The sequence below is a fragment of the Kribbella swartbergensis genome, from assembly GCF_054784135.1.
On record NZ_BAAGPM010000015.1, the window covers coordinates 107562 to 128185 of the forward strand.

Below are 20624 nucleotides of genomic sequence, written 5' to 3' on the forward strand. Positions count from 1 at the left end.
CAGCCCTTCCACGCACCGACCCAGCAGATCGCCGGTTGATCGGCACAGCCTAGTCAGGCGGCCAAGGAAGTCACACCGCGCGCAGTCCGGCAACGGTTTCACCGAGGGCGGCGTCCGTGCCGGCCGGTTCGATGCCGAAGGCAACAGTTGCGGCCTTGGAATCCACCACGAACGGCCGCTGCCACTGGTACTGCGTCTCGACCATCTCGCGGGCGGCCGGACTGAAGAGGCCGGCCAGGCGCAAGGCGAACCCCGGCATCCTGGCGACCCGGGCAGTCGGAGCACCGGCCAACTCGGCCGCGCGGCCGGCCAACTCCCGGATGGACACCGGCGGGGCAGTAGGCACGTGCCACGGCCGGCCCCACGCTTTCTCGTCCGCCGCGACCGCCACCAGCATGCGGGCCACGTCGCCGACGTACGTCCAACTGTGCGGCGCATCCAGGTCGGCCGGCATCATGCCGCGTTGGCCGGCGATCACCTTCGGCAACACCATCACGCTGAACGGCGAGACCGTGTAGGCGCCGAGGTAGTCGGAGCCGCGCACCTCGGCCGTCCGGATCCGGCCGGCCTCGTGGGCCGCCAGTGCGTCCTCCCACACCTGCGCCCGCACGCGGCCCTTGGCCGAATTCGGCCGGAGCGGCGTTTCCTCGGTGATCGCGCCGTCCACTGCGCCGTACCCGTAGAGGTTTCCGGTGGTGACCAAGACGGCCCCGGTCGCCTCGGCCGCCTGGATCAACGCCGCCCCCAGCGGCGGCCACTCCGCCACCCACCGGTGGTAGGCAGGCCCTGCACACGAATACACCGCGACCGCGCCGTCGCAGTACCGCGCCAGCACCTCCGCATCCCGCGCATCACCGGCAACGCGCTCGATTCCCTCAACGTCGTTGCGGGCGACCGGTGGTTGGGGGCTGCTGCCGGAGCGGGTGATGAGGCGGACCTGCTCGCCGCGGGCGGCCAGGAGGCGGGCGGTGGCCGAGCCGACCGGTCCGGCTCCGATGACGACATGCAGGGACATGGGCGGATCTCCTCAGAGTGGGGTGAGAACAGTGTTCTCGAATAGGTTCACTGTACTCGGGAGAGGGAGCCAGATGCAAGAACACTGTTCTCAGCTCGTTCCAGTGTTCTCGAACCTGTGTCAGACTGGCCCTATGCCAGCACCGTCACTGCGCGCCCGGGTTCGCTCGGAGATGAGCCAGGAGATCAAGGAGATCGCCCGCCGGCATCTCGCCACGGACGGCCCCAACCTCTCCCTGCGCGCCGTGGCCCGCGACCTGGACATCGTCGCCTCGGCCCTCTACCGCTACTTCCCGAGTCGTGACGCCCTGATCACCGCCCTGGTCATCGACGCGTACGACGCCCTCGCCACCGCCGCCACCGAGGCCGACGCCGCCGTACCGCGCGAAGACCTCCGCGGCCGCTGGATGGCTGTCTGCCGCGCCGTGCGCACCTGGGCCCTGGCGCACCCGGCCGAGTACGGCCTGATCTACGGGTCGCCGATCCCCGGCTACGCCGCGCCACGGGACACCGTCGAGCCGGCGTCGAAGGTCATCCTCTTGCTCGTCGGCATCGTGGTCGACGGCCTCGACCGCCTGACCGCACTGCGGACCGCGCCACTCACCGCACCGCTCCGCGAGGACCTTCGCCGGCTGATTGAGCGGCGCCACGGCGACCTCCTGGAGGAACGGCTCGACCGTGTCCTGGTCGCCTGGACCCACCTCTTCGGCGTACTCAGCTTCGAGGTCTTCGGTCGCCTCGACGACATGATCCAGGCCCGCGCCGAGAACTTCGACCACCACATGAACCTGATGGCCGACCTCGCCGGCCTACCCCGCTGATCGCCGGTCACGCAGGTGTCCCATCCAGGAGGATCAGCGGGTGAGGTCCTACAGGGATCCCGACAGCGTCAGGACGACAGTTGTCTGCGGAGGCGGAGTTCGTCGCGGATCTCGTGGGGCACCGGCAGCCGGTACTTCTCCAGTGCTGTGGCGTAGGCGTTGAGGGAGGCGGCGAGACGGCCGGAGTCGCTTCGGAAGATGTCCTCCCGACGCTGCCCACCTCGGGCCAGTCGATCGGCCTCGCGAGCGGACGTGACCGCGGCGAACAGGTACGAAAGGTCGTGATCCGCTGCCGAGCGATGCTGGATTCCACGCAGAACAGGTAGTGGCCGGATGGACATCTGGCATCGCCTCATAGGCTGCCGGTTCCCGACAAACCGCTTGGTGTGCCATCGTCTCCGGAGTCTTGCCACTGTACCTCCCGGCAAGTGCTGCCGCGCCGGTACTCCGTCCAGTCAGAGCTGGAGCCGGGCCTGGAAGCGGGCCTCGTCGTGGGGGAGTACTTCGATCGAGGTGACCTCGACGAGTAGGTCGCCGTACACGGGATCGGTGCCGCTGATGTGCAGGACGATGCCAGTGAGGGTGTCCTGTGCGATCCGCAGGTTCCTGAGGTGAGAGTGGGGGATGTCGAACCAGTTGACGTCCCGGCCGTAGAGCACGCCGTGCTCGGTTGACGGACCGGGCTCTCGAGCCTCGCCCAGCCACAACGTTGCCGTGTGGAACGAGCGGAGCGCTGCCACCTCCGTTGCCGGCTCCCACACCACAACGTCATCGACATCGCGGTCGTGCAGCGCCGGCGACTCGGTCAGCTGGCCGTCGTGTACCCAGGCGACCCGTGTGGGGGTTGCCAGCCACAGCAGCATCCCGGCGTCGTCACGCACGCAGGTTTCGGTGTCCGTCATCCAGGCCCGCAGCAGTCGTGGAGCGTGACGCACCGCTCCCGCCGTACGAATAGTCAACTCCACCATGGAGTCCTGCGCCTCCGCCTGCCCGGGCTCAGCAGTCGAAGAAGACGAGGTCGGCCGCTCGGCCGCAGAATCACTCACTGTTTGGCAGTCCCTGGCCGTGTCATCTGCGCCGGCCAGACGCGAGCCGAACGAGGAAGGTTCATCAGACATCCCCTCAGGGGTGGCCGGGCGCTGGCACCTCGGTACGAGACGTCATCGATCTCCGGATGCGGCCACTCTACGCTCTCGCACCCACCCGAACCGCGCGCCGAACCCGGCCCGATCCCTTCGATCAGCGGTCCGCGTGCTCGTAGGCGACGGTCAGCCCACGTCCGGCCCAACGCACTCTCACGGCGCTGAGTACGCCGAGCAGGACGATCACCACACCGACCATCTCAGCCGTCTCCTCGACAGTCATCGCCAGGTGTCGCCAGAGGTACCGGGCGCCGGCCTCGGTGAGCAGGACGTTGACGACCTCCATGCCCAGCGCTCCCGCGATCGACGTGGCTAGCCCGCTGATGATGACGACGCGGGACCGTGCCGGGATGGCGCGGATCGCGGGGACCAGCACGAACAGCGACACCACCAGGGCAGCGGCCGCGGGGATCGTCCACCCCAGGCGCGCAAGCAGCGAGCCGGTCTCGAACACGGCGGAGGTCCACCCTGCGCCCCGTTCGTGCAGCGAGACGACCTCGTCGAGGGAGAGCAGCGCGAAGACGACGGCCAGCACCAGCCACGATCTTGCGACCCGGCGGGCGTCACCGACAGCCAGCCGTGATGCGCCGACGGCCATCAGGCAACAGGCAATCAACAGCGCCGATGTCCACCAACTTGCCAACGAGCGCTCCTGGGCGGCGTTCAGCAGACCCAGCACGTCGGCCAGCGCGCCATCGCCCGGGCGGACGAGGCTGCGGACCGCGACAGACCCGACATGCAGCACCATGATCGCCGCGCAGATCGGCAACAGAACCCTACTGATCGCGTACCGGAGATCGTCCCGCGCAAACGCAGGAACGACGAGCCGGCGACGACCGGCCAGGTCCATCATGAATGCACGGTAACAGCCAGATGTACAGTTCTTTGCCTTCTGCAGATGAGAATCAACAAGTGTCCGCGACTACCAACCCCTCCGGGTCACCTGAGCACACCGCGGACTGATCTCCTATCAGCGCGACTCACTGCCTTCGTGTCGCCGTCCAAGGGCGGATTTCGCATGGTCGGCGACCAGCTCGCTGGGATCGGCGCTCATCGTTCTCATGAGCGCGATGTCCCGGTCGTGGGTGACGCAGAGCCACCATCGGACATTCTGGGATCGGTCTGCCGCAAGCCGGAGCTGGACGTCCTCCGGAAGGACTTCCCGTGCCGCGACCTTGGCTCGGGTCACCGCAGAAGCGTCGTTCGCCAGAATGCGAAGCTGCTCTTCTGTCGCCAGATCGTTGAGAGCAACCTCGCCGCGCACGCGCGCATCGGCGTCGTTCATCAGTCTCTGCAGCACGTTGACGCTCGGCGTGTTGACCGCCAGTTGCTCGCGCACCTGCCAGTCCGAATCGGCAAGCAGTGCTTCGATCAGTTCGGGCGACAGCTCACGCAACTGGGCGAGGGATACCCGATTCGACGGCTCTCAAGCAGACGAGTAGTACCCCTGGCGGGCAGACCGGATTGTCCACGACTGCTTGCCTGGTTTGACGATCGCCGTCAACGGCCAGGCGTTCGAGCGCCCAGTACGGCGCATCGGTGCGCGCAGCGACGACGCGGCGTACGCGTGGGCTGGCATCTGCGACGAAGCGCGTCCATTGAGGTCCTGAGAGCGGCGCAGTCGCCGCCTGGTGGGTGCGCTCAGGGACCGTCACGCGACCGATGGTAGGCGGCGGCACCGGGACGTGATCCGACTTGCTGCGAGCCGACGTACCCGCGTTTGACACGGCTTGTGCAGCTCGCCATTGACAGGTGACTAAATGGTCACCTATTTTTCAGGTATGCAGGACGACCTGGTGTTCAAGGCACTCGCGGATGGCACCCGCAGGTTGCTTCTGGACGCGTTGCGGGATCGCGACGGGCTCACCCTCGGCGAGCTCGAGGCCGTGGTCGCGACCCAGGCCGACATGACGCGGTTCGGGGTGATGAAGCATCTGAAGGTTCTCGTCGAGGCTGGTCTGGTGACGGCCGTCAAAGACGGACGGAACAAACGGCACCACCTGAACCCTGTCCCGATCCGCCTGATCCACGATCGCTGGATCTCTCGCTACACCGAAGTCCGGGTCGCCGCGCTCAGCGACCTCAAACAGCAACTGGAGTCCTCATGACCGAGGGAACGCAGATCTTCGAGATCTACATCCGTTCGACGCCGGAACAGATCTGGGCGGCGATCACGTCCAACGAGTTCCGCGTGAAGTACTTCCACGGCGGCCGGGCCGAGAGCACCTGGGAGACCGGCGCCCGGCTGCGCACGGTCGGCCCGGACGGCGACCTGTGGGGCGACAACGAGATCCTGCAGTCCGACCCACCGAAGCTGTTGTCGCACACCTGGCGCAGTCTGTACGACCCGGAGATGGCTACCGAACCACCGAGCCGCGTCACCTGGACGATCGAGCCGATGAGCGACACCGACGCGCCCAGGCAGGGCGACTACTGCCGGCTCACCGTCACTCACGACCAGCTCGAGAACTCGCCACTGACCGCGGAGTCCATCAAGGGCTGGACCTTCATCCTGAGCGGCCTGAAGTCGGTCGTCGAGACCGGGGAAGGACTGGTGACGTCATGGTGACCTGGTACCTCTACCGGCTGCTGCCGCACCGCCCCGACTTCGCGGCCACGATGACCGCCGAGGAGAGCGCGGCCATGATGGAGCACTTCACCTACTGGACCGGCCACCTCGACGCCGGGCGCGTGCTGGTGTTCTCGCCGGTCGCCGACCCCGAGCGCAGCTGGGGCTTCGCGGTCGTCTCGGCCGAGGCCGACGAGCTGGCGGAACTGCGCGCCGGCGATCCGGCAGTCAAGGCCGGGTACGCCGACGCCGACTTCCTCCTGCTACCCACCCCAGTCATAGCCGGCCAGCCGCAGTGACGCGGGTCGGCGACGCTGCGCTCGCCTATTGCAACACCGCGTTGCGACGCGTGCATGAAACGTCAGAACCCTCATAAAACAAGGCGATTTGAGTCCATACCGCGACGACTTCACCGCAGCTAGTAGCGCCGGCGGACGAATACGCCGTACGCGTGAAATTCAGATCTTGCCTCGGGCATGAATGGCGCCGTATCGGGCACTTGCTCCCTTTCATCCATGGGGGCAACCATGTCTGTTCGGCATCTCATCCAGGTCGCGGTCAACAGAACGCTACGTCACGCCGGCTTCCAAATCGTTCGCGGTCACAGCACGGATCCGGCGATCAGTCCGTTCCTGCCGGCCCGCTGGACGATCCGGCAAGCCGAGCGGGCCGGCAAGTCGGTCGGCGACTTCCTCGACAGCTACAGCGCTGAGCCGGGGGCCACGGCGGAGACGGTGGACGCCATGCTCTCGCTCGGCGGCCTGTCCGAGGACACCGTGGACCGTGTCTGCGAGATCGGCCCAGGCTCGGGCCGGTACTCGACGCGGGTCATGTCGGCGCTGCACCCGAGCAGTTACGAGGTGTACGAGACCGCGCCGGACTGGATCAAGTACCTGCGCGGCGCACTGCCCGGCCTGACCTTTCAGCCTGCGGACGGTCACACCCTCGCATCCACTCCGTCAGCCTCGGTCGATCTCGTGCACACGCACAAACTGCTTGGCTACATCCCGTTCGTCACGGCCTTGGGCTACCTCGACGAGATGGCGCGCGTCGTCCGCCCGGGCGGCACCGCCGCGTTCGATCTCATCACCGACGACTGCCTGGACGACGCCACGACAAAGGTCTGGCTGAGCGAGCCCCACCGCATGACGATCTACTCCGTCGCCCCCCGAGCCTGGCTCACCAACTTCCTGAGGCAACGCGACCTAGACCTGGTAGGCAACCGCTTCGTCCCCCTCAGCGGGGGCCGAACCGAACTCCTCATCTTCCGCCGCACGTAGCCCGGTCGGTCGCCGGGTTCCGTGGCCTCGAGCTGGCGGGCACCGTCGTACACTCAGCGCATGGCGGGCCTGCAGCACACCGTCACCATCGCGGCCCGGCCGGAGCGGGTCTGGGCGATGGTTATCGATGTCGAACGCTGGCCCGAACTGATCCCGACGGTCGATGCCGTGGAGCGTCTCGACGGCGGACCGCTGGCGGTCGGCTCTCGAGTCCGGTTGCGCCAGCCCCGGCTGCCCACAGCGGTGTGGACGGTCACCGAGCTGGCCGAAGGGTCGTCGTACATCTGGGAGTCGAGTTCCCCCGGCGTCACGGTCACCGCCGCGCACGTCGTCGAGCCGCACTTCGACGGGAGCCGGCTCACCCTCGCACTGACCGTGTCGGGTCCGCTGTCAGGGGTCGGCTGGCTGCTGACGCGCTCGCTGACCAAACAGTACGTCGAGACGGAGGCCGCCTCGATCAAGAGAGCCGCCGAGACGTCGACCACGTAGACAATCAGGCGAGGATGCGGCGCAGGAATCCCTTGTGGACCTCGCTTGCACGTTGTTGTTCGCCGGCAAAGGCGCTGACGACGACCAGGGCACCAGTGACAGCGGGAACTGCCCACTGCAGCATCGCCAGCCGACGTTGGGCTGCCGCGACGTCATCCGGTGTGGTCGGTGCCGGTTCGGTGCCCGACTCCGCCGGTACGTCTGTCTTTGCCGAAACCTTCTTCCCCAGTGCGCGGCTGTAGGCGGTCGCTCCAAGCGCGACCACCGTCAGCGCGGTCTTGACCAGCACCATGGAGCCGACGCCCCGCTGGCCCGCTACCCGCGGGGCGTCCCCCGCAAGCTGGACCGCGGACCCGACCAGGTGGGAGCCAATGGCAGCAGCGTTGACCGGCGTCCACCGGTCCCACCCCACGTTGGCGACAGCGCCTGTACTGCCAGGGCTGTCGGCTTGTGCTGCCGCGGCATTCAGAGCGACCGCGTTTGCCAGGGTCCCGCCGAACCAGGCGGCGAGCCCCACGTCGTGCATCGAGCGAGCCAGTGTGTTGCGAGCCATCAGAGTCTCCTTCATCGAGGTCGCTTCGCCAGCGGTACCCCTTGACAGCCCCCGTAACCGCGAATCGCGGCACTAATGAGGCGCCTCGATCCACACCGGCTGAACGTCGCTACGCACTGCAGTGGCGCACCGCCCGCGGGTAGATGTGCCTGGACGCGGCGGGCACCGGAAACGGCTGCCCGGTCAATGTCGCGACCTGCAGACAGCAACCAGGGCTGGAGAGAAGCTGAAGGATGCGCCCCGGCGGCGATCGTCGCCGGGGCGCTACCGTATGCCCGTGAGCGTTGATCCGGTAGCGCACAACCGCGCGGCGTGGGACCTTCAGGTCGAGAGCGGCAACGAGTGGTCGCGCCCGGTCACTCCCGAGACCGTCGCGCGGGCACGCGCCGGTGACTGGTCCGTCGTGCTCATCGGGTACCGCCCGGTCGACCGGGCGTGGTTCCCCGCCGACCTGTCCGATGTAGACATTCTCTGCCTGGCCTCGGGCGGTGGGCAGCAAGGCCCGACGCTCGCCGCGGCCGGCGCGCGGGTCACGGTCTTCGACAACTCGCCGCGTCAGCTCGCCCAGGATCAGATGGTCGCGGAGCGCGAGGGTCTGGAGCTGCGTACGGTACTGGGCGACATGCGCGACCTGTCGGAGTTCGGCGACTCCTCGTTCGACCTCGTCTTCAACCCGGTCTCGAACCTGTTCGTTCCCGAGCTCGCACCCGTGTGGCGCGAGTGCTTCCGGGTGCTGCGGCCGGGCGGCGCGCTGCTGTGCGGCTTCCTCAACCCTGACGTGTACCTGTTCGACCACGAGGCCATGGACACCCGGGCGAGCTGGTCGTTCGCCACCGCCTGCCGTACAGCGACCTGACGCACGTCCCCGCCGAGGAGCGCGAGCGGCTGTGGGGAGCCGACGCGCCGCTGGAGTACAGCCACACGATGGCCGATCAGATCGGCGGGCAGCTCGCCGCCGGCTTCGTGATCACCGGGTTCGACGAGGCCCCGCACCATTCCGACGCCACCGCAGGCTGGCTGCCCGGCTACTACGCCACCCGCGCCCTCAAACCCTGAGAGACATGACCTACCGCGACGGGCGTCGCGGTAGCTCTAGAGCGAGCGGGCCAGTCGGTCCGCGAACAGGCGCTCAAGCGAGGCGGGTCGGCGAACTCGCCGCCCTCGACGAACAGCGCCATGCCGCAAAGCAGCTCGGCGGCCTCGGCCAGCACGGGCGCGATGGCGGAAATGCCGTCACTCATCCATGCGTTGCAGCTCGACTGCAAGGTGTTCCCCGCCCGCCGCAAGGCCGTCGACGATCCGGTTGAACCGGGCAACGACTGGCCCCGTGATCGTGCCCAAGCCACGCAGGTCGCGCAGCCAGCCCGTGACCAGGTAGAGCCGGTTGCTGAGAGCGGCGGGACGACCGTCGATGATGGCCTCGAGCCAGGCGACGCCGGTGAGACCTGCCACTCGACAAGCAGCGTGTTCGCGAGCGAGGCGATCGTCTCGGCGGCGCGAGGTTCCCTTTCGCGACCGCTATCCAACGCTCGATCAGGGATGCGAACTCCTCCGGGTTCGCCAGCTGCCGCGGCAGCGAATAGGCCTGGCGTCAGGGTCCGTGTCGGCAACGTCCAGCTGCGGAGACGGGATGAGGGCGGCGATGGCGAGGTCGAACCACGGCCGATGCGGAGCGTAGGTCCCCGGGCGGGTCAGTCCGAGAATTGTTCCCGCAGACCCCAACGTCGCGGCCTACTTGTTCGTCTAGGTCAGTGAGAGTAAGGACGGTGGCGCGGATGGCGGACTGGGAGCGAGCGTTCCGAGCGTTGCTGGCTACGCGGGGCGGCGCGCTGCGTAGTTATGCCTATCTGCTGACCGGCGACCCAACGACAGCCGCGGACCTGGTCCAGGAAGCGCTCACGCGTGTGTTCGGCCGCGGCCGGATCGGCGAGGACATCGACCAGCTCGAGGCCTATGTCCGCCGCGCGACGCTGAACCAGTACGTCGACAGCCGCCGGCGACTCAAGCGGTGGCACGCGACCCGCCACCGGCTGATCGATTTGCCGCACCACGACGACGACCGGATCGTGGTGGCGGACGAAGTCCGAAGAGCGCTGGCAACGCTTTCGCCAAAGCAGCGGGCCTGTGTCGTCTTGCGCTATTACGAAGACCTGAGCGTCGTCGAGGTCGCCGACGAACTCGGCTGCGCCGAGGGCACCGTGAAACGTCACCTGGCCGACGCCAGGGCCAAGCTCGCGATGCAGCTCACCATCAACGAGGAGAGTGCCCGATGACCGGGAACGACCTACGAGACCTGCTCCGCGCCGCGGCCGCCGAAGGTAGCAACGCCGTTGACCTCGCCGAGGACGCCGTCGCCGACCGCATCCGGCGCCGGCGAATCCGGAGCCGACGATTCGCAGCCGCGGGTCTGGCGATCGCCGCGGCTGCGATCGCGGGCACGGCATGGGCCGTTCTCCCGGGCAACGGACAATCGCCGGCTGCAAACGGACCGAGAACGGCCGAGGTTCCCCCTCGGATCGTGACGTCTGATTCAGACAGTCCCAGTGGAATGGAGGCCGCCCTCCAAGCCACGTTGGCCGTCGACGCGAACGGATGCGTTCGGGCAAGCCCGGGTGATACCGCGCTGACACTCGTGTGGCCCCACGGATACACCGTCAAGGGCGATGCAAAGTCCTTCGAAATCCTTGACGGCACGAACAAGGTTGTCGCCCAGTCCGGCGTACCCCTCACCATCGGCGGTGGTGGCGCCGACGGCTTCAAGGACACCTGGACAGGGCAGGACTGCGCCGGCGACGGCCCGCTCTGGATGGTCGGCAACGTCCACGCCTCCCGATAACAGTCGCTCCGTCGGCCACAGGTTCAGCGGCGCGCCAGTGCGAGGCGCCTTGTGCCGAGGCGATCGTATTCAGTTGGAGGAAGAACGAGCCGCCGTATCCAGTCGCACAGCCGTACAACGGCCTCGACGTGGTGGCCGTCCCGTCGCTGGCCGCTGGTGAGGCGCTGATCTCCGACTGGACCGAAGCGTTCTGGGTGGTCGCGGAGGACTTCACCATCACCCCCAGCCGCGACTACGCGCCCGCCTATGGCCGCGACAGCATCGCGTTGCGGACCTCGGACAGTTCGGGGTCGGTGTCCCGAACCCGGCCAAGGCCATCCGTCAGGTCACGGTCACGCCGCCCCGTAGCCCCCGTGCGACGGCCCGGTATATGAGCGCCGGGGCCGTCGTCGGTCAGAGAGCGGACAGCAAGCCCATCCGGTCAGCGAGTCCGCGCAGTTCCCGGCCGCCTGCATCGCGGCGGGCCCGGAGCACCATCTCGCTCACGATCTCGCGCGCCCAGAGGTTGTGCCGGGTCCGGGTCGCGCCCAGCTTCTCGGCCTTGGCCAGCAGGTGGGTTACCTCATCGTCTCGACCGCGCAGACCGTGCAGCGCGCGGGCATGGTCGATGAGGAACCGCAGTCGGCGGGTCTTGGAGGGGATGTCGGCCAACGGGACCTCAGCAGCTACCTCAGCGGCCTTCACGTGGTCCCCAGCTTCGAGAGCGATGCCCAGCCGCCACAGGTTGACGTTGGCGCGGGAGAAGTTCAGCCAGAAGGCGTTCTCGGGCACGATCCGCTCCGCGGACTCCTCGGCTTCTCGCAGGGCCGACTCCGGGTCCTCGCCTGCCATCTCCGAGCAGAACGCGGTCACGAGTACGTTCATGCCGTAGACCTCGGTTGCGGCCACGCTGTCCGGGGTCAGCAGCGAGACGGCGTTTCGGGCGATCGCGTCGGCACGGTCGTACGCGCCGAGCCCGATCAGCGCCTGTGCGCGGGCATAGTCGGCGGCGGCGATGTACACCGGATCTTCGAGGATCTGTGCGGCCTGGTGGCCCCGCTCGGCGGCGACCCAGGCCAGATCGACGGCACCTAGGTTCTTCAGGAATTGGGCCGTCGAGTTGGTGGCCTGAACCAGCGACTGAAGGGCCGGTAGCCGGTCGTTGCTTTTGGCCGTGGCGGTCGCGTGCAGATCCAGCAGCAGGGGTGGCAGCGCATGGCCGACCAGCGAGTCCTGACAGTTGATCCGTGCCTCGGCCAGGCGCTGAGTCTCTAGGGCGAGCTCATCGATGGTTCGCTTCGACTCCCCATAGGGCAACTCGAGAGTGGTGGACATCAGGGCGATCCGAATGTCCGGGATTGCGGCATGTGCGTCGCTGTTGGCCCGGTCGGCGATGAAGTGGTCGCCGGTCAGGTCGGCCACGCTCACCCGGAGCGCATCCGCGATGGCCTTGATCGTCTTGCGGCGTTCGAGATTCGCGTTGCCGTTCTCGATTTTGGACAGGTAGCCCTTGGTGATGCCCGCCTGGCCAGCGAGGGCATCCAGTGTCATGTTCCGCCATTTGCGCAGACGGCGGATCTCCTGCCCCAGGTTCGCCAGGTCGTTGTCCATGCAGTTAACGGTATCCGACTGGGTTTCCGCTGAGGAAACTTCGTCTCAAATCTGTGCCTTAGCGTCACGGCTATGACGCAAACAGCGATGAACAGGGACCAGGTGCTCCGCACCCAGCATGCCCTGTCCGAGGACGAGATCGCGGAGTACCTGGCGCGCTGCCCTGTTGAGCATCGCTGGGCGTTCGGCCCGTACCTGCGCGGTGAACGTGACCTGGCGGGCGACGAGATCGGTAACGGTGTCGAGCCGGTGGTGCCGAGCAACCAATGAGCCAGGGGGAGCAGTGGCGGGTTCAGCTGTGGTTGGGCGAGCACCTGATTGAGGAGCACATCGCTCCGGCCGTGCTGGCTGAGCAGTACGCGAACGTGATCCGGCTGCGCACCCGCGGCTTACCCGGACGCCGGTTGCGCTGCGAGCGGCTGAGCGTACACGAGTTGGCCTACCCAGCCTCGCGACCGTACGACCCTCGCGACTGACTCCCACGGTCTGACGGGACCGCACCCAACCTCTGGCTCGGAGTGTCGCCGCGCGGTGCCGGTTCCGTCGTACGACCAGCGGGCGGGCGTAGTGGTGGTTCCCCTGATACCTGCGCCCGCCTGCTGTTCCATCCGCCCCTAGCAGTAAGGACAAGAAATGTCGGACATCACTCGGTTGAAGGAACAGTTACACCTCGTCGCGATGGAAGCCAACCAGGCGGCCGGTGGCCTGGGCAGCTTCCAGAACAAGTTCGGCCAGAGCAGCCAGCAGGTCCAAGCCCTGATCGCCGGGTCCGCAACCGGAGCGGACCGGCAGATCAGCGAAGTGCTGGACGCCGCCGGCAAAGCCGTAGGCCAGGCCATCGAAGCACTCCAGATCGCATCGGCCGGCTGCGCGAACTACGCCAACCAGATCTAAACCTCATGCCGTCCGACCTCCAGCGGGTGGCTACAGCGCTGGTCGAATGCCTGGACCAGATGCCCAACCTCGCGGCGCACCTCCAGCGGCTGGCTGCGAAGTGCCGCGAGAACGCGGGCATGATCGCGGCCTTCGGGAGCGCCAACTCGTCCGCCAGGACGGCAGCGCTGCAACTGGACGCCGCCGCGCAAGCCTGCGAGCGAGCAGCGCACCTGGCCTCAGTCACACCTCCGATGGCCAGGCAGTGGGCCGAGCAGATGGTCAGCGGTGCTCGCATCGTGTCCGGCACCGGCCCGTCCCGAGACCCGGTATGTGGATCGAGCGAGCCGACACCGGCCCCGTTCGATCAGAAGCTGTTCGACCGGTTACCCGAGCGGCCAGGTGGGAGGGGGCCGACCTCCGGCATCCTGTCCCGGACCGACGGCCGGGGACCGATCCACCTAGTCAGCGGGCAGAAGGGACCGGGCCGAGGGAGCCCAGGGCTGACCGGTCGGATAGCCAAGCTGCAAGTCGCAGGGGACCACGTTGAGGGACACGCGGCGGCACTGATGCGGCGCGCCGGGGCACCCCGTGAGGCGACTTTGTACTTGAACAACAAGCCGTGCCCAGGGCAGTACGGCTGTGACGAGACCCTACCCTCGCAACTCCCGGAGGGATCGAAACTCACTGTGTACTGGCCCGGAGGCCATAAGGTCTACCGGGGAACCGGAGAGGGGTTGGAATGAGCACCGTTCTGAAAGGCACCTACGACTACGAGACCGTCCAGGTCACCTCGGAGACCGAACTGACGGCGCTGCTCGATCATGTAGCCTCGCTGGCTCGCCCGACCTGGCTCGAGCTGGTGTCACCCGACCATGACGCCCTGCTCATCGGGTTGGGCCGTGAGTTCAGTTCGCTGCGCTTCATCGAGGGCAGCGACGATGGGGATGTCTACCACTCGGTCGGCACGCTTGAGTCACCGCAGGAGTCGGAGTTCGACTTCGGCACCGTCCCGACCACGATGGACACCGGCAGCGCGGTCAGTGTCACCGAGGCGCGAGCGGCAGCGGCGGAGTTCCAGCGGACCGGCCAGCGTCCGAGCGGGGTTGAGTGGAAGGTGGTCGAGGTCCCGACCATGGTTGACACCGAGCCATTCAGGTGGGACGAGTGGTCCGACGACCCGGAGGACAGCCCATCGAACGATGCCGAGAGCAACAAATCACGTCAAAGTTGAGCGTCAATAACAACCGACGCGCAGAAATGCCTGGCCGGGGGGCGCTAATACTTCGGCTCGCGGGTCCCCCAACCCTTGCGGGGCTACTGTGGGCAGTGCCCGCCTTGGGTGGACATCACCCCCTGGTACCGCCGACTGTAGCGCGCCTGTAGGGCGGCTGACTGTTCGCCATGCTGGCCCCCATAGCGGTCCACCATGGAGGGATCCGACCGGCTACGGCCATGACCTGAGCCTCAGACCGGCCGGACGCTAGGGCCTCATGGGCCATGGTGTGCCGGAACAGCTGCGGGCGAACGGCCTCAGGCGCGTACCCAGCCTGGACCGCGCGACGACGCAACATCTGGTAGATACCATCGCCCTTGAGTGCTGCGCCGGTCTTGTCGGCGATCTACAGTGCGCCCTGGTCGGCGCTGCGGATGCGCCGGTGCCTGGCGCGGTGGTTCAGCCAGCGCTTGAGTGCCAGGACGTCCTTGTCACCGAGGGGGAGGCGCTTCTCGACGCGGCCCGCAAGCTGCGGGCGGGCCGGTGCGCGCGCGGCTAGGAACGGTGGTCATGCTTCGGTCTCCTCGGGGTCGGATCTCCGATACGGATCTCCCGGAACTGTGTGTCCAGCCTCTTGGATACTTGCCAGGAGACTGCGCCTGAGCCTGGAAACTGTCTGTCTATCCCAGGTCAGACGCTGGTAGGTGCCCCTAAGTGGATCGCTTTTGAACGCGCCGTTTGAGGCGCAACGCCTGCTTGAGCTCGCGGAGGACTGGAAGCTGGACGCTGTGTTCCCTGATGTCACTCCGTTCCCTGATGTCACTCCGCGTGGCGCCCTCGGACCGCACGGCAGCTTTCGGAGACCGAGCTCGATGCACTGGTCGACGCATACGAGGCCGGTGCCTTGATGATGGAGCTGACAGAGCGGTTCGGCATGACCAGGCAGACGATCGGCCGGCGGCTGCGATCCAGGGGAGTGGACACCTCGCGAGCCGAGATCGTGAAGCGCATCAAGGCACGACGGCGTTCCAACAAGGAGGACCAATGAGCGTCGGCGCGCCGGTGCGGACTCTGTGTGATCCTCTACTGACGCACATCCGCAGGCCCGCCGAGCGCCTGAGTGGCGTCGTAGGGTTCGACCTGACACCACTCGCCGGATCGCCACAGGAGCAGACGACTGCTGTAGGCGGGCGCCAACCATAGAGCTGAGATGCCGTCTGGGACCGGCAGTGGGTCCGGCGGCAGCTCACTCCCAAACGCGAGCCCGTAGAAGACGGCAAACGGCAGCGATTGCTCGTGAACAGCCAGGAACAGGTGTCGTTCGTCGGCCTGATGCCTCAGCAGCTTGTTGAAGCGCTCGCGAACTGGCGATGTCCGGAATGGTTCGTTTAGCTCGGTCGCCAATCCGATGAGCGCCTCGTCCACACTTCCGCCACCACCACGCGGCGTGATCGATGCGTGCCGCACCTGCTCCCCGTCGAGCACCGGTACGTCAGGGTGCCCGGTCATCGTGACGCTCGCCTCCCTCCATAACCACTCGAGGTCGGCATCGCCTTGTCGAACGAGGCGGGGCAGGTCCGTTGGGCGCATCACCCAGTATCGTTCACACGTCAACACGACTCGTTCAAAGCATGCCCGCAGACGCGGGAGATCTCGTACATCTCCGTTGGCGAACGACCACCACCACTCACCCGGTAATGCCCAGGAGTAGTTGTCGCGCGCCAGCAGACTGTCGAGCTGCATGTCGCTCGGATCAGCCAGGGTCGTGACCTCAAACGCTGCCTGACGGCCATCGGGGAAGGTCAGATACGCCTCCACTGCGCCCTGTCGACCATTGACGTCTCGTGGGTCGTTACTCCGCGCCGAGTGCCGAACACGCGATCCGACAGGCGTACTCCTCGCCTTGACTAGCTCGTGTGGCTTGCCCATCGACCGACTACACCACATTCGTGGGCCGAACGTCATGTGAATAGGGCGCACGTCGTCGCCAGGTGGAGGACCTGCGACGGCAACCGCGAGCTGAGTGGCGAGCTGTCGGGGGAGATCTCGCGGCTGTAGGGCGACCGTCGGTCGAGGACCGGCCTCCCGCGCGGTGTTCGAAATCCACGGCATCAGCCCGGCGGCCTTGCCCGCCCGAGATCTGTGGCGGCAGCGTCCTCGAATCAGATCCGTCCCGCCGTCGCCCTGCAAGCCAGGCCGTCGCCGAATTGCTATAAAACATGAGCTGCACATCGCCCGCTCGTCTGCACTAGGGTGATCAGATGACCAGGAAGGGTGAGAGGATTGCCGCACGGAGCTGCTTCAGTGGAGGCGAAGAGTCTTACGGTCGGGTCGGTACTTGAGGAACGGTTTCCCTTTGCCGTGCCGCGCTACCAGCGAGCGTATGCCTGGGAGGATGAGGCAGTCGGATACTTCGTTAGAGATATCGAAGGCATGCTCGACAACTCCGCTGGGTCGCCGAGTCACTTCTTCGGTGGTGTCGTCTGTATTGAACTGACGGACAACCAGAAGGTTCGCCCCTTGAGTTACGAGGTCGTTGACGGACAGCAGCGACTAGCGACGTTCATGCTCGCATTGTCGTGTGTCGTCGAAGTTGCGCAGGATCTTGAACGACGAAGCAAGAAGTCGAATCCCGCGGTCGCCAAGCGTGCAGAGACGGTGCGAAAGGACACCCTTGGCACGTATATGACATGGAAGGACGCGGACGTCGCCGCCGGTAAGACGAGAGTCCGGCCAAGGATGACGCTGTCGTTGGCCGATGACGATATCTTCCAAGCCCTTGTGATGTCAGCTCCCAAGCCCGCTTGTACTCGGGAAAGTCATCGCTTGCTAACTGACGCGCGCGCGGCGCTATTGGAGATGACCTGGCGGTTCGTGGGCTCAACCGGGTCGCTTGATGCACGGGTTACCCGCCTGTTTCGGTTGCGGCAGGCGATCGTTCAGGACGCCCACCTAATCCACATCGTTTCCAAGGAGCGAAGTCAGGCATATCGCTTGTTTTCGGTGCTGAATCATCGGGGCGAGTCACTGTCAGACTCTGACCTATTGCGGAGTCGCAGTCTCGAACTGCTTGAATCCTACCCAATTGAGCACGAAGAGGTTGCAAAGCTTTGGGATGAGATGCTCGGGGCACCCGCGAAAGATGTGGAGGCCTTCTTTCGTGCGTTGTATCCCTCGTGGACAGGAGACAGGGCGAAGGGGGATCTGTTTGAGGCAACAGAGAAAGAGTTCTTTCCGCCCGCACCCCCGGGAACGTCTGCAGATGCCTTGAAGATCGTACGAACGGTTGAGATCTTCCGCGACGAGCTCGCCGTTTTCTTGAAGCTCATCGATGGTACCTGGCCATACGACCGACCACCTGGCAGCCCGAACAAGGTTCGTATCTGGCAAGTGGATCGTCTCAAACGCCTGATCTTGACACTAAAGCACGAGTTGGCGTTGCCTGTGCTCCTAGCCGGTGCCCGGTGCTTGTCCGAAGCTAAATTCGCGGAGCTTGTCTACATGCTGGAGATCTTCGCTTTTCGCTACAAGATTATTTGCAACGGACACGCCAGTCGCCCAGCAAGCGTGTATTATCGTCAGGCTCACCTAATGCGCGCCGCGACAAGTAAAGCAGCGTACTCGCTAAAAGATCTTCGGTTGAATCTTCGAGCATTGATCTCGAAGCACGCTGGCGATGATCTATTCGGGCAGCTGCTTGCCGAAAATCTGCGCTACAGCAACTCGAGCCAACGAGCTAACATCCGCGAGTTCTTGACTACGCTGGAGGATCATTGGCAATGGTGGCACAAAACGGGGGCGTCTACTCCGAACGCAAATCCAAAGCCAACAACGAGTAAGGTCATCGATGTTGACGATGCAACGCTAGAGCACATCTATCCCCAAAATGCAATTGGTGTTGATAGGGATAACACGCTCGAACCAGTCAAGCATACGCTGGGAAACCTGACTTTTTTTGGCCAATCCGACAACGTCGCTGCAGCTAACAAACCGTTCCCCAAAAAGGTTCCGGATTACTCGCTTAGCACCGTCAGCATGACTGCTGCTCTGGTCAAGAATAAAACCTGGACCATCACGGAGGTTAGCGCGAGGGAATCGGAGCTTCTGAAGATGGCGCTGCGCGTCTTTGTTGTTTGAGTGTAGGGACCTCTGCTCAATCGCCTTGGTGGGTGATAGATGCAGTACGAGGCAGTGAGCCGGGCCAGCTTGTCGGCTGGATACCCGTAACGCTCACTGCCTCGCGCATTTAGCTATTCTTCGGTCTTCGCAAGCTCCTTCATGTACGCCTGCGCGTGCTGGCCCCAGTAGCTGCGAAGGTCATCGAAGACGGATGGGTCGTGATGCAGGTTCTCGGCCTTCGCATAAGCAAGGAACAAAACATCCAGACCGTTAGATGCCTTGCGGATCAAGTCGAACATCTCGCCGCTGTCTTGTTCTCCCGGCAGCTTTGCGGCTGCTTCCCGCAAGGGATCGTAGATGTCGCGAATGAAGGGGTGCCGGTGGTTCACCCGTACGACGGCCTTGCCGTTGAAGTGGGTGATCTCGAGCAGTTCCTTCCCCGGCCAGGCGCCATCCACGAGTGTCATGGGCTTCTCGTTGATCTGCGTCCGGATCCGCTCAGCCTTCTCGGCGTCCGTCTCCTCATCGATCTCAAGGTCCTCGAGCAGCTCGTTGATCATGACCTCTTGCTGCTCGGAGGTCACATCGAGGCCGGCCTGCCCCTTGGGGGCGGTCCGCTCCGATCGCTCCACGGCATCGATGACATCACCGGTGCGCCCGTCCGGATCCTGCTTCGTCACCGAGACCTGACGCCAGTGATGCCGGATCTCATCACGCGCGTTCTTGACCGGACGTTCCAGCCACTCCCGCAGCTCACTCCGCAGCTTGCTGACCGGTTCGGCACCGCGCTTCACGTGGCGCACCTGGAAGTACTCGTCAAGTTCAGCCGGGAAGGACACCTCGATGCCGATGTACCGGTCGATCTTGTCGACGCCGGCTGGAAGCATGCGCGGCACGAGGTCGTAGTAGATCTCGCGACCATTGCGCATCATGCTGATGCGTCCCGCATTTTCCTTGTTGATCTGGAACTCGCGAATGTCCTTCCCGTCGATGTCCCGATCGCCACCAGCACCGGACTCCGGACGAAACACCTCAGGGACCAGGGTGACGATGACGCTGACAGTTTGCCCGTCGATCACGATGTCACCTTTATCGACGACGCGTCCCCGGATCTCATCCTCCTTGAGACCGCGATAGCGCTTCAGCACCCGCGGGTTGTCCATCAGGAACAGAGGATCGTGCAGGGTGGTCTTCTTATCCTCGAGTTCAATCACGAGGCCGTTGTCGAGGAACTGGCGGTAGACCCGCGCGATGAACTTGCGAAGATCGGAGATCTTGGTCTCGAGCGATGTCCCGTACGTGCCGCCACTCGACAGACGGTCGATGTTGCGCCACAGAACGAGCGTGCCGTGCTCGAACGGAACGCCTTTGTCGTCTGCCATCAGAGCGGCGAATTCGCCAGGCCAGGCGTCGACTTCGGTCGCTTCGATGAACTCCTGGCCGCCGTTCTTGATCAGTTCCAGGTCGAGGAAGGCATGATAGATCGAGTCCTTACCAGCCGGCCTCGTGAAGACCTCGATTCGAGTGCCGACGCTGAGTCCGGCCAGCTTCAGGCCGACGCCGAAGCGTCCAAGGCCCTTGCGCTGCCCGTATCTCGTCGAGTAGCCCATCTTCAGGATGCTCGGCAGCACATGCATTTCGATGCCGCGCCCGTTGTCCGCGAACGCGATGTCGGTGACATGCTGCTTGTTCTTGGAGTACTTGGGGGATACCCGAATGATCGAGGCGCTGGCCTCGATTGAGTTGTCGATAGGTTCACCGACAGCGGCCATCAGGTCAAAGCCGGCGTCGCGCATGCTCTCCAACGCTCGGTCGACCTCGATCAGGGCAGCACGCGGAGCCGACTGCTGTCCGTCAGTGGGAACTACGAATTGTGGACTCGTCACTTTACTTTCCTCTCGCTCTACCTGGGGTGCCCTGTGCATCCCGGGTGATATGGGGGGTCTACCTGTGGTTAGCTGAGACGCTCACGTCGCGCCGCGAAGAGGCTGCGCGCGCAGAATGAACAGTCCCCGGACCACCATCTCGTTCGTGCGGGATGTAGGACGTTGATCGTTTCCCCGACAAGTGCGTGATACAGGCTGCACTCCAGATCGAAAGCTGCCTCCAGTGAAGAGACGAC

General features: G+C 65.4%; 28 protein-coding genes. 18 read left to right on the forward strand and 10 right to left on the reverse strand.

Annotated features, from left to right (window positions below):
• Positions 1 to 70: 70 nt before the first annotated feature.
• Complete coding sequence (locus ACYVOK_RS11370) at positions 71 to 1015, reverse strand: NAD-dependent epimerase/dehydratase family protein (RefSeq protein ID WP_460662292.1); 945 nt, start codon at positions 1013 to 1015, stop codon at positions 71 to 73.
• Positions 1016 to 1148: 133 nt separating this feature from the next.
• On the opposite strand from ACYVOK_RS11370, the gene ACYVOK_RS11375 reads away from it, so the two are divergent.
• Positions 1149 to 1835: a TetR/AcrR family transcriptional regulator gene (locus ACYVOK_RS11375; RefSeq protein ID WP_460662293.1), complete on the forward strand. Its 687-nt coding sequence runs from the start codon at positions 1149 to 1151 to the stop codon at positions 1833 to 1835.
• A 68-nt stretch (positions 1836 to 1903) separates the two neighbouring features.
• On the opposite strand, the gene ACYVOK_RS11380 is transcribed toward ACYVOK_RS11375, so the two are convergent.
• The 4 genes from ACYVOK_RS11380 to ACYVOK_RS11395 form a co-directional block, all read right to left on the reverse strand.
• Complete coding sequence (locus ACYVOK_RS11380; protein ID WP_460662294.1) at positions 1904 to 2176, reverse strand: hypothetical protein; 273 nt, start codon at positions 2174 to 2176, stop codon at positions 1904 to 1906.
• Positions 2177 to 2290: 114 nt separating this feature from the next.
• Entirely contained in the window at positions 2291 to 2803 is a 513-nt protein-coding gene (locus ACYVOK_RS11385) for a hypothetical protein (RefSeq protein ID WP_460662295.1), read from the reverse strand.
• 271 nt (positions 2804 to 3074) lie between these two features.
• Positions 3075 to 3830, reverse strand: coding sequence for a hypothetical protein (locus tag ACYVOK_RS11390; RefSeq protein WP_460662296.1), 756 nt, complete (start codon positions 3828 to 3830; stop codon positions 3075 to 3077).
• A 117-nt stretch (positions 3831 to 3947) separates the two neighbouring features.
• Entirely contained in the window at positions 3948 to 4373 is a 426-nt protein-coding gene (locus tag ACYVOK_RS11395) for a hypothetical protein (protein ID WP_460662297.1), read from the reverse strand.
• Between the two features lie 385 nt (positions 4374 to 4758).
• Between ACYVOK_RS11395 and ACYVOK_RS11400 the strand changes: the two genes are divergently transcribed.
• The 5 genes from ACYVOK_RS11400 to ACYVOK_RS11420 all read left to right on the forward strand — a co-directional run bounded on the left by ACYVOK_RS11400 (position 4759) and on the right by ACYVOK_RS11420 (position 7315).
• Entirely contained in the window at positions 4759 to 5085 is a 327-nt protein-coding gene (locus ACYVOK_RS11400; RefSeq protein WP_460662298.1) for an ArsR/SmtB family transcription factor, read from the forward strand.
• Positions 5082 to 5546, forward strand: a complete 465-nt coding sequence (locus tag ACYVOK_RS11405) for an SRPBCC family protein (protein WP_460662299.1) — start codon at positions 5082 to 5084, stop codon at positions 5544 to 5546. Before ACYVOK_RS11400 ends, ACYVOK_RS11405 begins: the two co-directional genes overlap by 4 nt.
• On the forward strand, positions 5540 to 5845 hold the full coding sequence (locus ACYVOK_RS11410; protein WP_460662300.1) for a YciI family protein: 306 nt from the start codon (positions 5540 to 5542) through the stop codon (positions 5843 to 5845). Before ACYVOK_RS11405 ends, ACYVOK_RS11410 begins: the two co-directional genes overlap by 7 nt.
• A gap of 228 nt (positions 5846 to 6073) precedes the next feature.
• A complete protein-coding gene (locus ACYVOK_RS11415; protein ID WP_460662301.1) occupies positions 6074 to 6826 on the forward strand; it encodes a class I SAM-dependent methyltransferase in 753 nt (250 codons plus the stop codon).
• Positions 6827 to 6886: 60 nt separating this feature from the next.
• Positions 6887 to 7315, forward strand: coding sequence for an SRPBCC family protein (locus tag ACYVOK_RS11420; protein WP_460662302.1), 429 nt, complete (start codon positions 6887 to 6889; stop codon positions 7313 to 7315).
• A gap of 4 nt (positions 7316 to 7319) precedes the next feature.
• On the opposite strand, the gene ACYVOK_RS11425 is transcribed toward ACYVOK_RS11420, so the two are convergent.
• Positions 7320 to 7868, reverse strand: a complete 549-nt coding sequence (locus tag ACYVOK_RS11425; RefSeq protein WP_460662303.1) for a hypothetical protein — start codon at positions 7866 to 7868, stop codon at positions 7320 to 7322.
• Between the two features lie 277 nt (positions 7869 to 8145).
• Between ACYVOK_RS11425 and ACYVOK_RS11430 the strand changes: the two genes are divergently transcribed.
• Both ACYVOK_RS11430 and ACYVOK_RS11435 read left to right on the forward strand, forming a co-directional pair.
• Positions 8146 to 8724: a class I SAM-dependent methyltransferase gene (locus tag ACYVOK_RS11430; RefSeq protein WP_460662304.1), complete on the forward strand. Its 579-nt coding sequence runs from the start codon at positions 8146 to 8148 to the stop codon at positions 8722 to 8724.
• A gap of 68 nt (positions 8725 to 8792) precedes the next feature.
• The gene (locus ACYVOK_RS11435) at positions 8793 to 8924 is read left to right on the forward strand and encodes a hypothetical protein (RefSeq protein ID WP_460662305.1); all 132 of its coding nucleotides are present in this window, start codon (positions 8793 to 8795) and stop codon (positions 8922 to 8924) included.
• A gap of 177 nt (positions 8925 to 9101) precedes the next feature.
• Here ACYVOK_RS11435 and ACYVOK_RS11440 read toward each other — a convergent pair whose 3' ends face one another.
• Complete coding sequence (locus ACYVOK_RS11440; protein WP_460662306.1) at positions 9102 to 9320, reverse strand: hypothetical protein; 219 nt, start codon at positions 9318 to 9320, stop codon at positions 9102 to 9104.
• 323 nt (positions 9321 to 9643) lie between these two features.
• Here ACYVOK_RS11440 and ACYVOK_RS11445 point away from each other — a divergent pair, with 323 nt between their 5' ends.
• Positions 9644 to 10141 carry an RNA polymerase sigma factor gene (locus tag ACYVOK_RS11445; RefSeq protein WP_460662307.1) on the forward strand — a complete coding sequence of 166 codons (498 nt, stop codon included), beginning with the start codon at positions 9644 to 9646 and terminating at the stop codon, positions 10139 to 10141.
• Positions 10138 to 10704, forward strand: coding sequence for a hypothetical protein (locus ACYVOK_RS11450; RefSeq protein WP_460662308.1), 567 nt, complete (start codon positions 10138 to 10140; stop codon positions 10702 to 10704). The genes ACYVOK_RS11445 and ACYVOK_RS11450 overlap by 4 nt, the downstream gene beginning before the upstream one ends.
• Before the next feature lie 393 nt (positions 10705 to 11097).
• On the opposite strand, the gene ACYVOK_RS11455 is transcribed toward ACYVOK_RS11450, so the two are convergent.
• Positions 11098 to 12294 (reverse strand): helix-turn-helix domain-containing protein, encoded by a 1197-nt coding sequence (locus ACYVOK_RS11455; RefSeq protein ID WP_460662309.1) that lies wholly within the window; start codon positions 12292 to 12294, stop codon positions 11098 to 11100.
• Positions 12295 to 12366: 72 nt separating this feature from the next.
• On the opposite strand from ACYVOK_RS11455, the gene ACYVOK_RS11460 reads away from it, so the two are divergent.
• From ACYVOK_RS11460 to ACYVOK_RS11490, 7 genes are all read left to right on the forward strand, one after another.
• Positions 12367 to 12564 carry a hypothetical protein gene (locus ACYVOK_RS11460; RefSeq protein WP_460662310.1) on the forward strand — a complete coding sequence of 66 codons (198 nt, stop codon included), beginning with the start codon at positions 12367 to 12369 and terminating at the stop codon, positions 12562 to 12564.
• Complete coding sequence (locus ACYVOK_RS11465) at positions 12561 to 12770, forward strand: hypothetical protein (RefSeq protein WP_460662311.1); 210 nt, start codon at positions 12561 to 12563, stop codon at positions 12768 to 12770. The genes ACYVOK_RS11460 and ACYVOK_RS11465 overlap by 4 nt, the downstream gene beginning before the upstream one ends.
• A gap of 157 nt (positions 12771 to 12927) precedes the next feature.
• Positions 12928 to 13188, forward strand: a complete 261-nt coding sequence (locus tag ACYVOK_RS11470; RefSeq protein ID WP_460662312.1) for a hypothetical protein — start codon at positions 12928 to 12930, stop codon at positions 13186 to 13188.
• Positions 13189 to 13445: 257 nt separating this feature from the next.
• Complete coding sequence (locus ACYVOK_RS11475) at positions 13446 to 13913, forward strand: DddA-like double-stranded DNA deaminase toxin (RefSeq protein ID WP_460662338.1); 468 nt, start codon at positions 13446 to 13448, stop codon at positions 13911 to 13913.
• The gene (locus tag ACYVOK_RS11480) at positions 13910 to 14401 is read left to right on the forward strand and encodes an Imm1 family immunity protein (RefSeq protein WP_460662313.1); all 492 of its coding nucleotides are present in this window, start codon (positions 13910 to 13912) and stop codon (positions 14399 to 14401) included. Before ACYVOK_RS11475 ends, ACYVOK_RS11480 begins: the two co-directional genes overlap by 4 nt.
• Before the next feature lie 259 nt (positions 14402 to 14660).
• Complete coding sequence (locus ACYVOK_RS11485) at positions 14661 to 14942, forward strand: hypothetical protein (RefSeq protein ID WP_460662314.1); 282 nt, start codon at positions 14661 to 14663, stop codon at positions 14940 to 14942.
• A gap of 348 nt (positions 14943 to 15290) precedes the next feature.
• The gene (locus tag ACYVOK_RS11490) at positions 15291 to 15431 is read left to right on the forward strand and encodes a hypothetical protein (RefSeq protein ID WP_460662315.1); all 141 of its coding nucleotides are present in this window, start codon (positions 15291 to 15293) and stop codon (positions 15429 to 15431) included.
• Positions 15432 to 15466: 35 nt separating this feature from the next.
• Here the strand turns inward: ACYVOK_RS11490 and ACYVOK_RS11495 are convergent, their stop codons facing one another.
• On the reverse strand, positions 15467 to 16201 hold the full coding sequence (locus ACYVOK_RS11495; RefSeq protein ID WP_460662316.1) for a hypothetical protein: 735 nt from the start codon (positions 16199 to 16201) through the stop codon (positions 15467 to 15469).
• A 486-nt stretch (positions 16202 to 16687) separates the two neighbouring features.
• Between ACYVOK_RS11495 and ACYVOK_RS11500 the strand changes: the two genes are divergently transcribed.
• A complete protein-coding gene (locus ACYVOK_RS11500) occupies positions 16688 to 18520 on the forward strand; it encodes a DUF262 domain-containing protein (RefSeq protein ID WP_460662317.1) in 1833 nt (610 codons plus the stop codon).
• Positions 18521 to 18633: 113 nt separating this feature from the next.
• On the opposite strand, the gene ACYVOK_RS11505 is transcribed toward ACYVOK_RS11500, so the two are convergent.
• Positions 18634 to 20298, reverse strand: coding sequence for an ATP-binding protein (locus tag ACYVOK_RS11505; protein ID WP_460662318.1), 1665 nt, complete (start codon positions 20296 to 20298; stop codon positions 18634 to 18636).
• Positions 20299 to 20624: the final 326 nt, after the last annotated feature.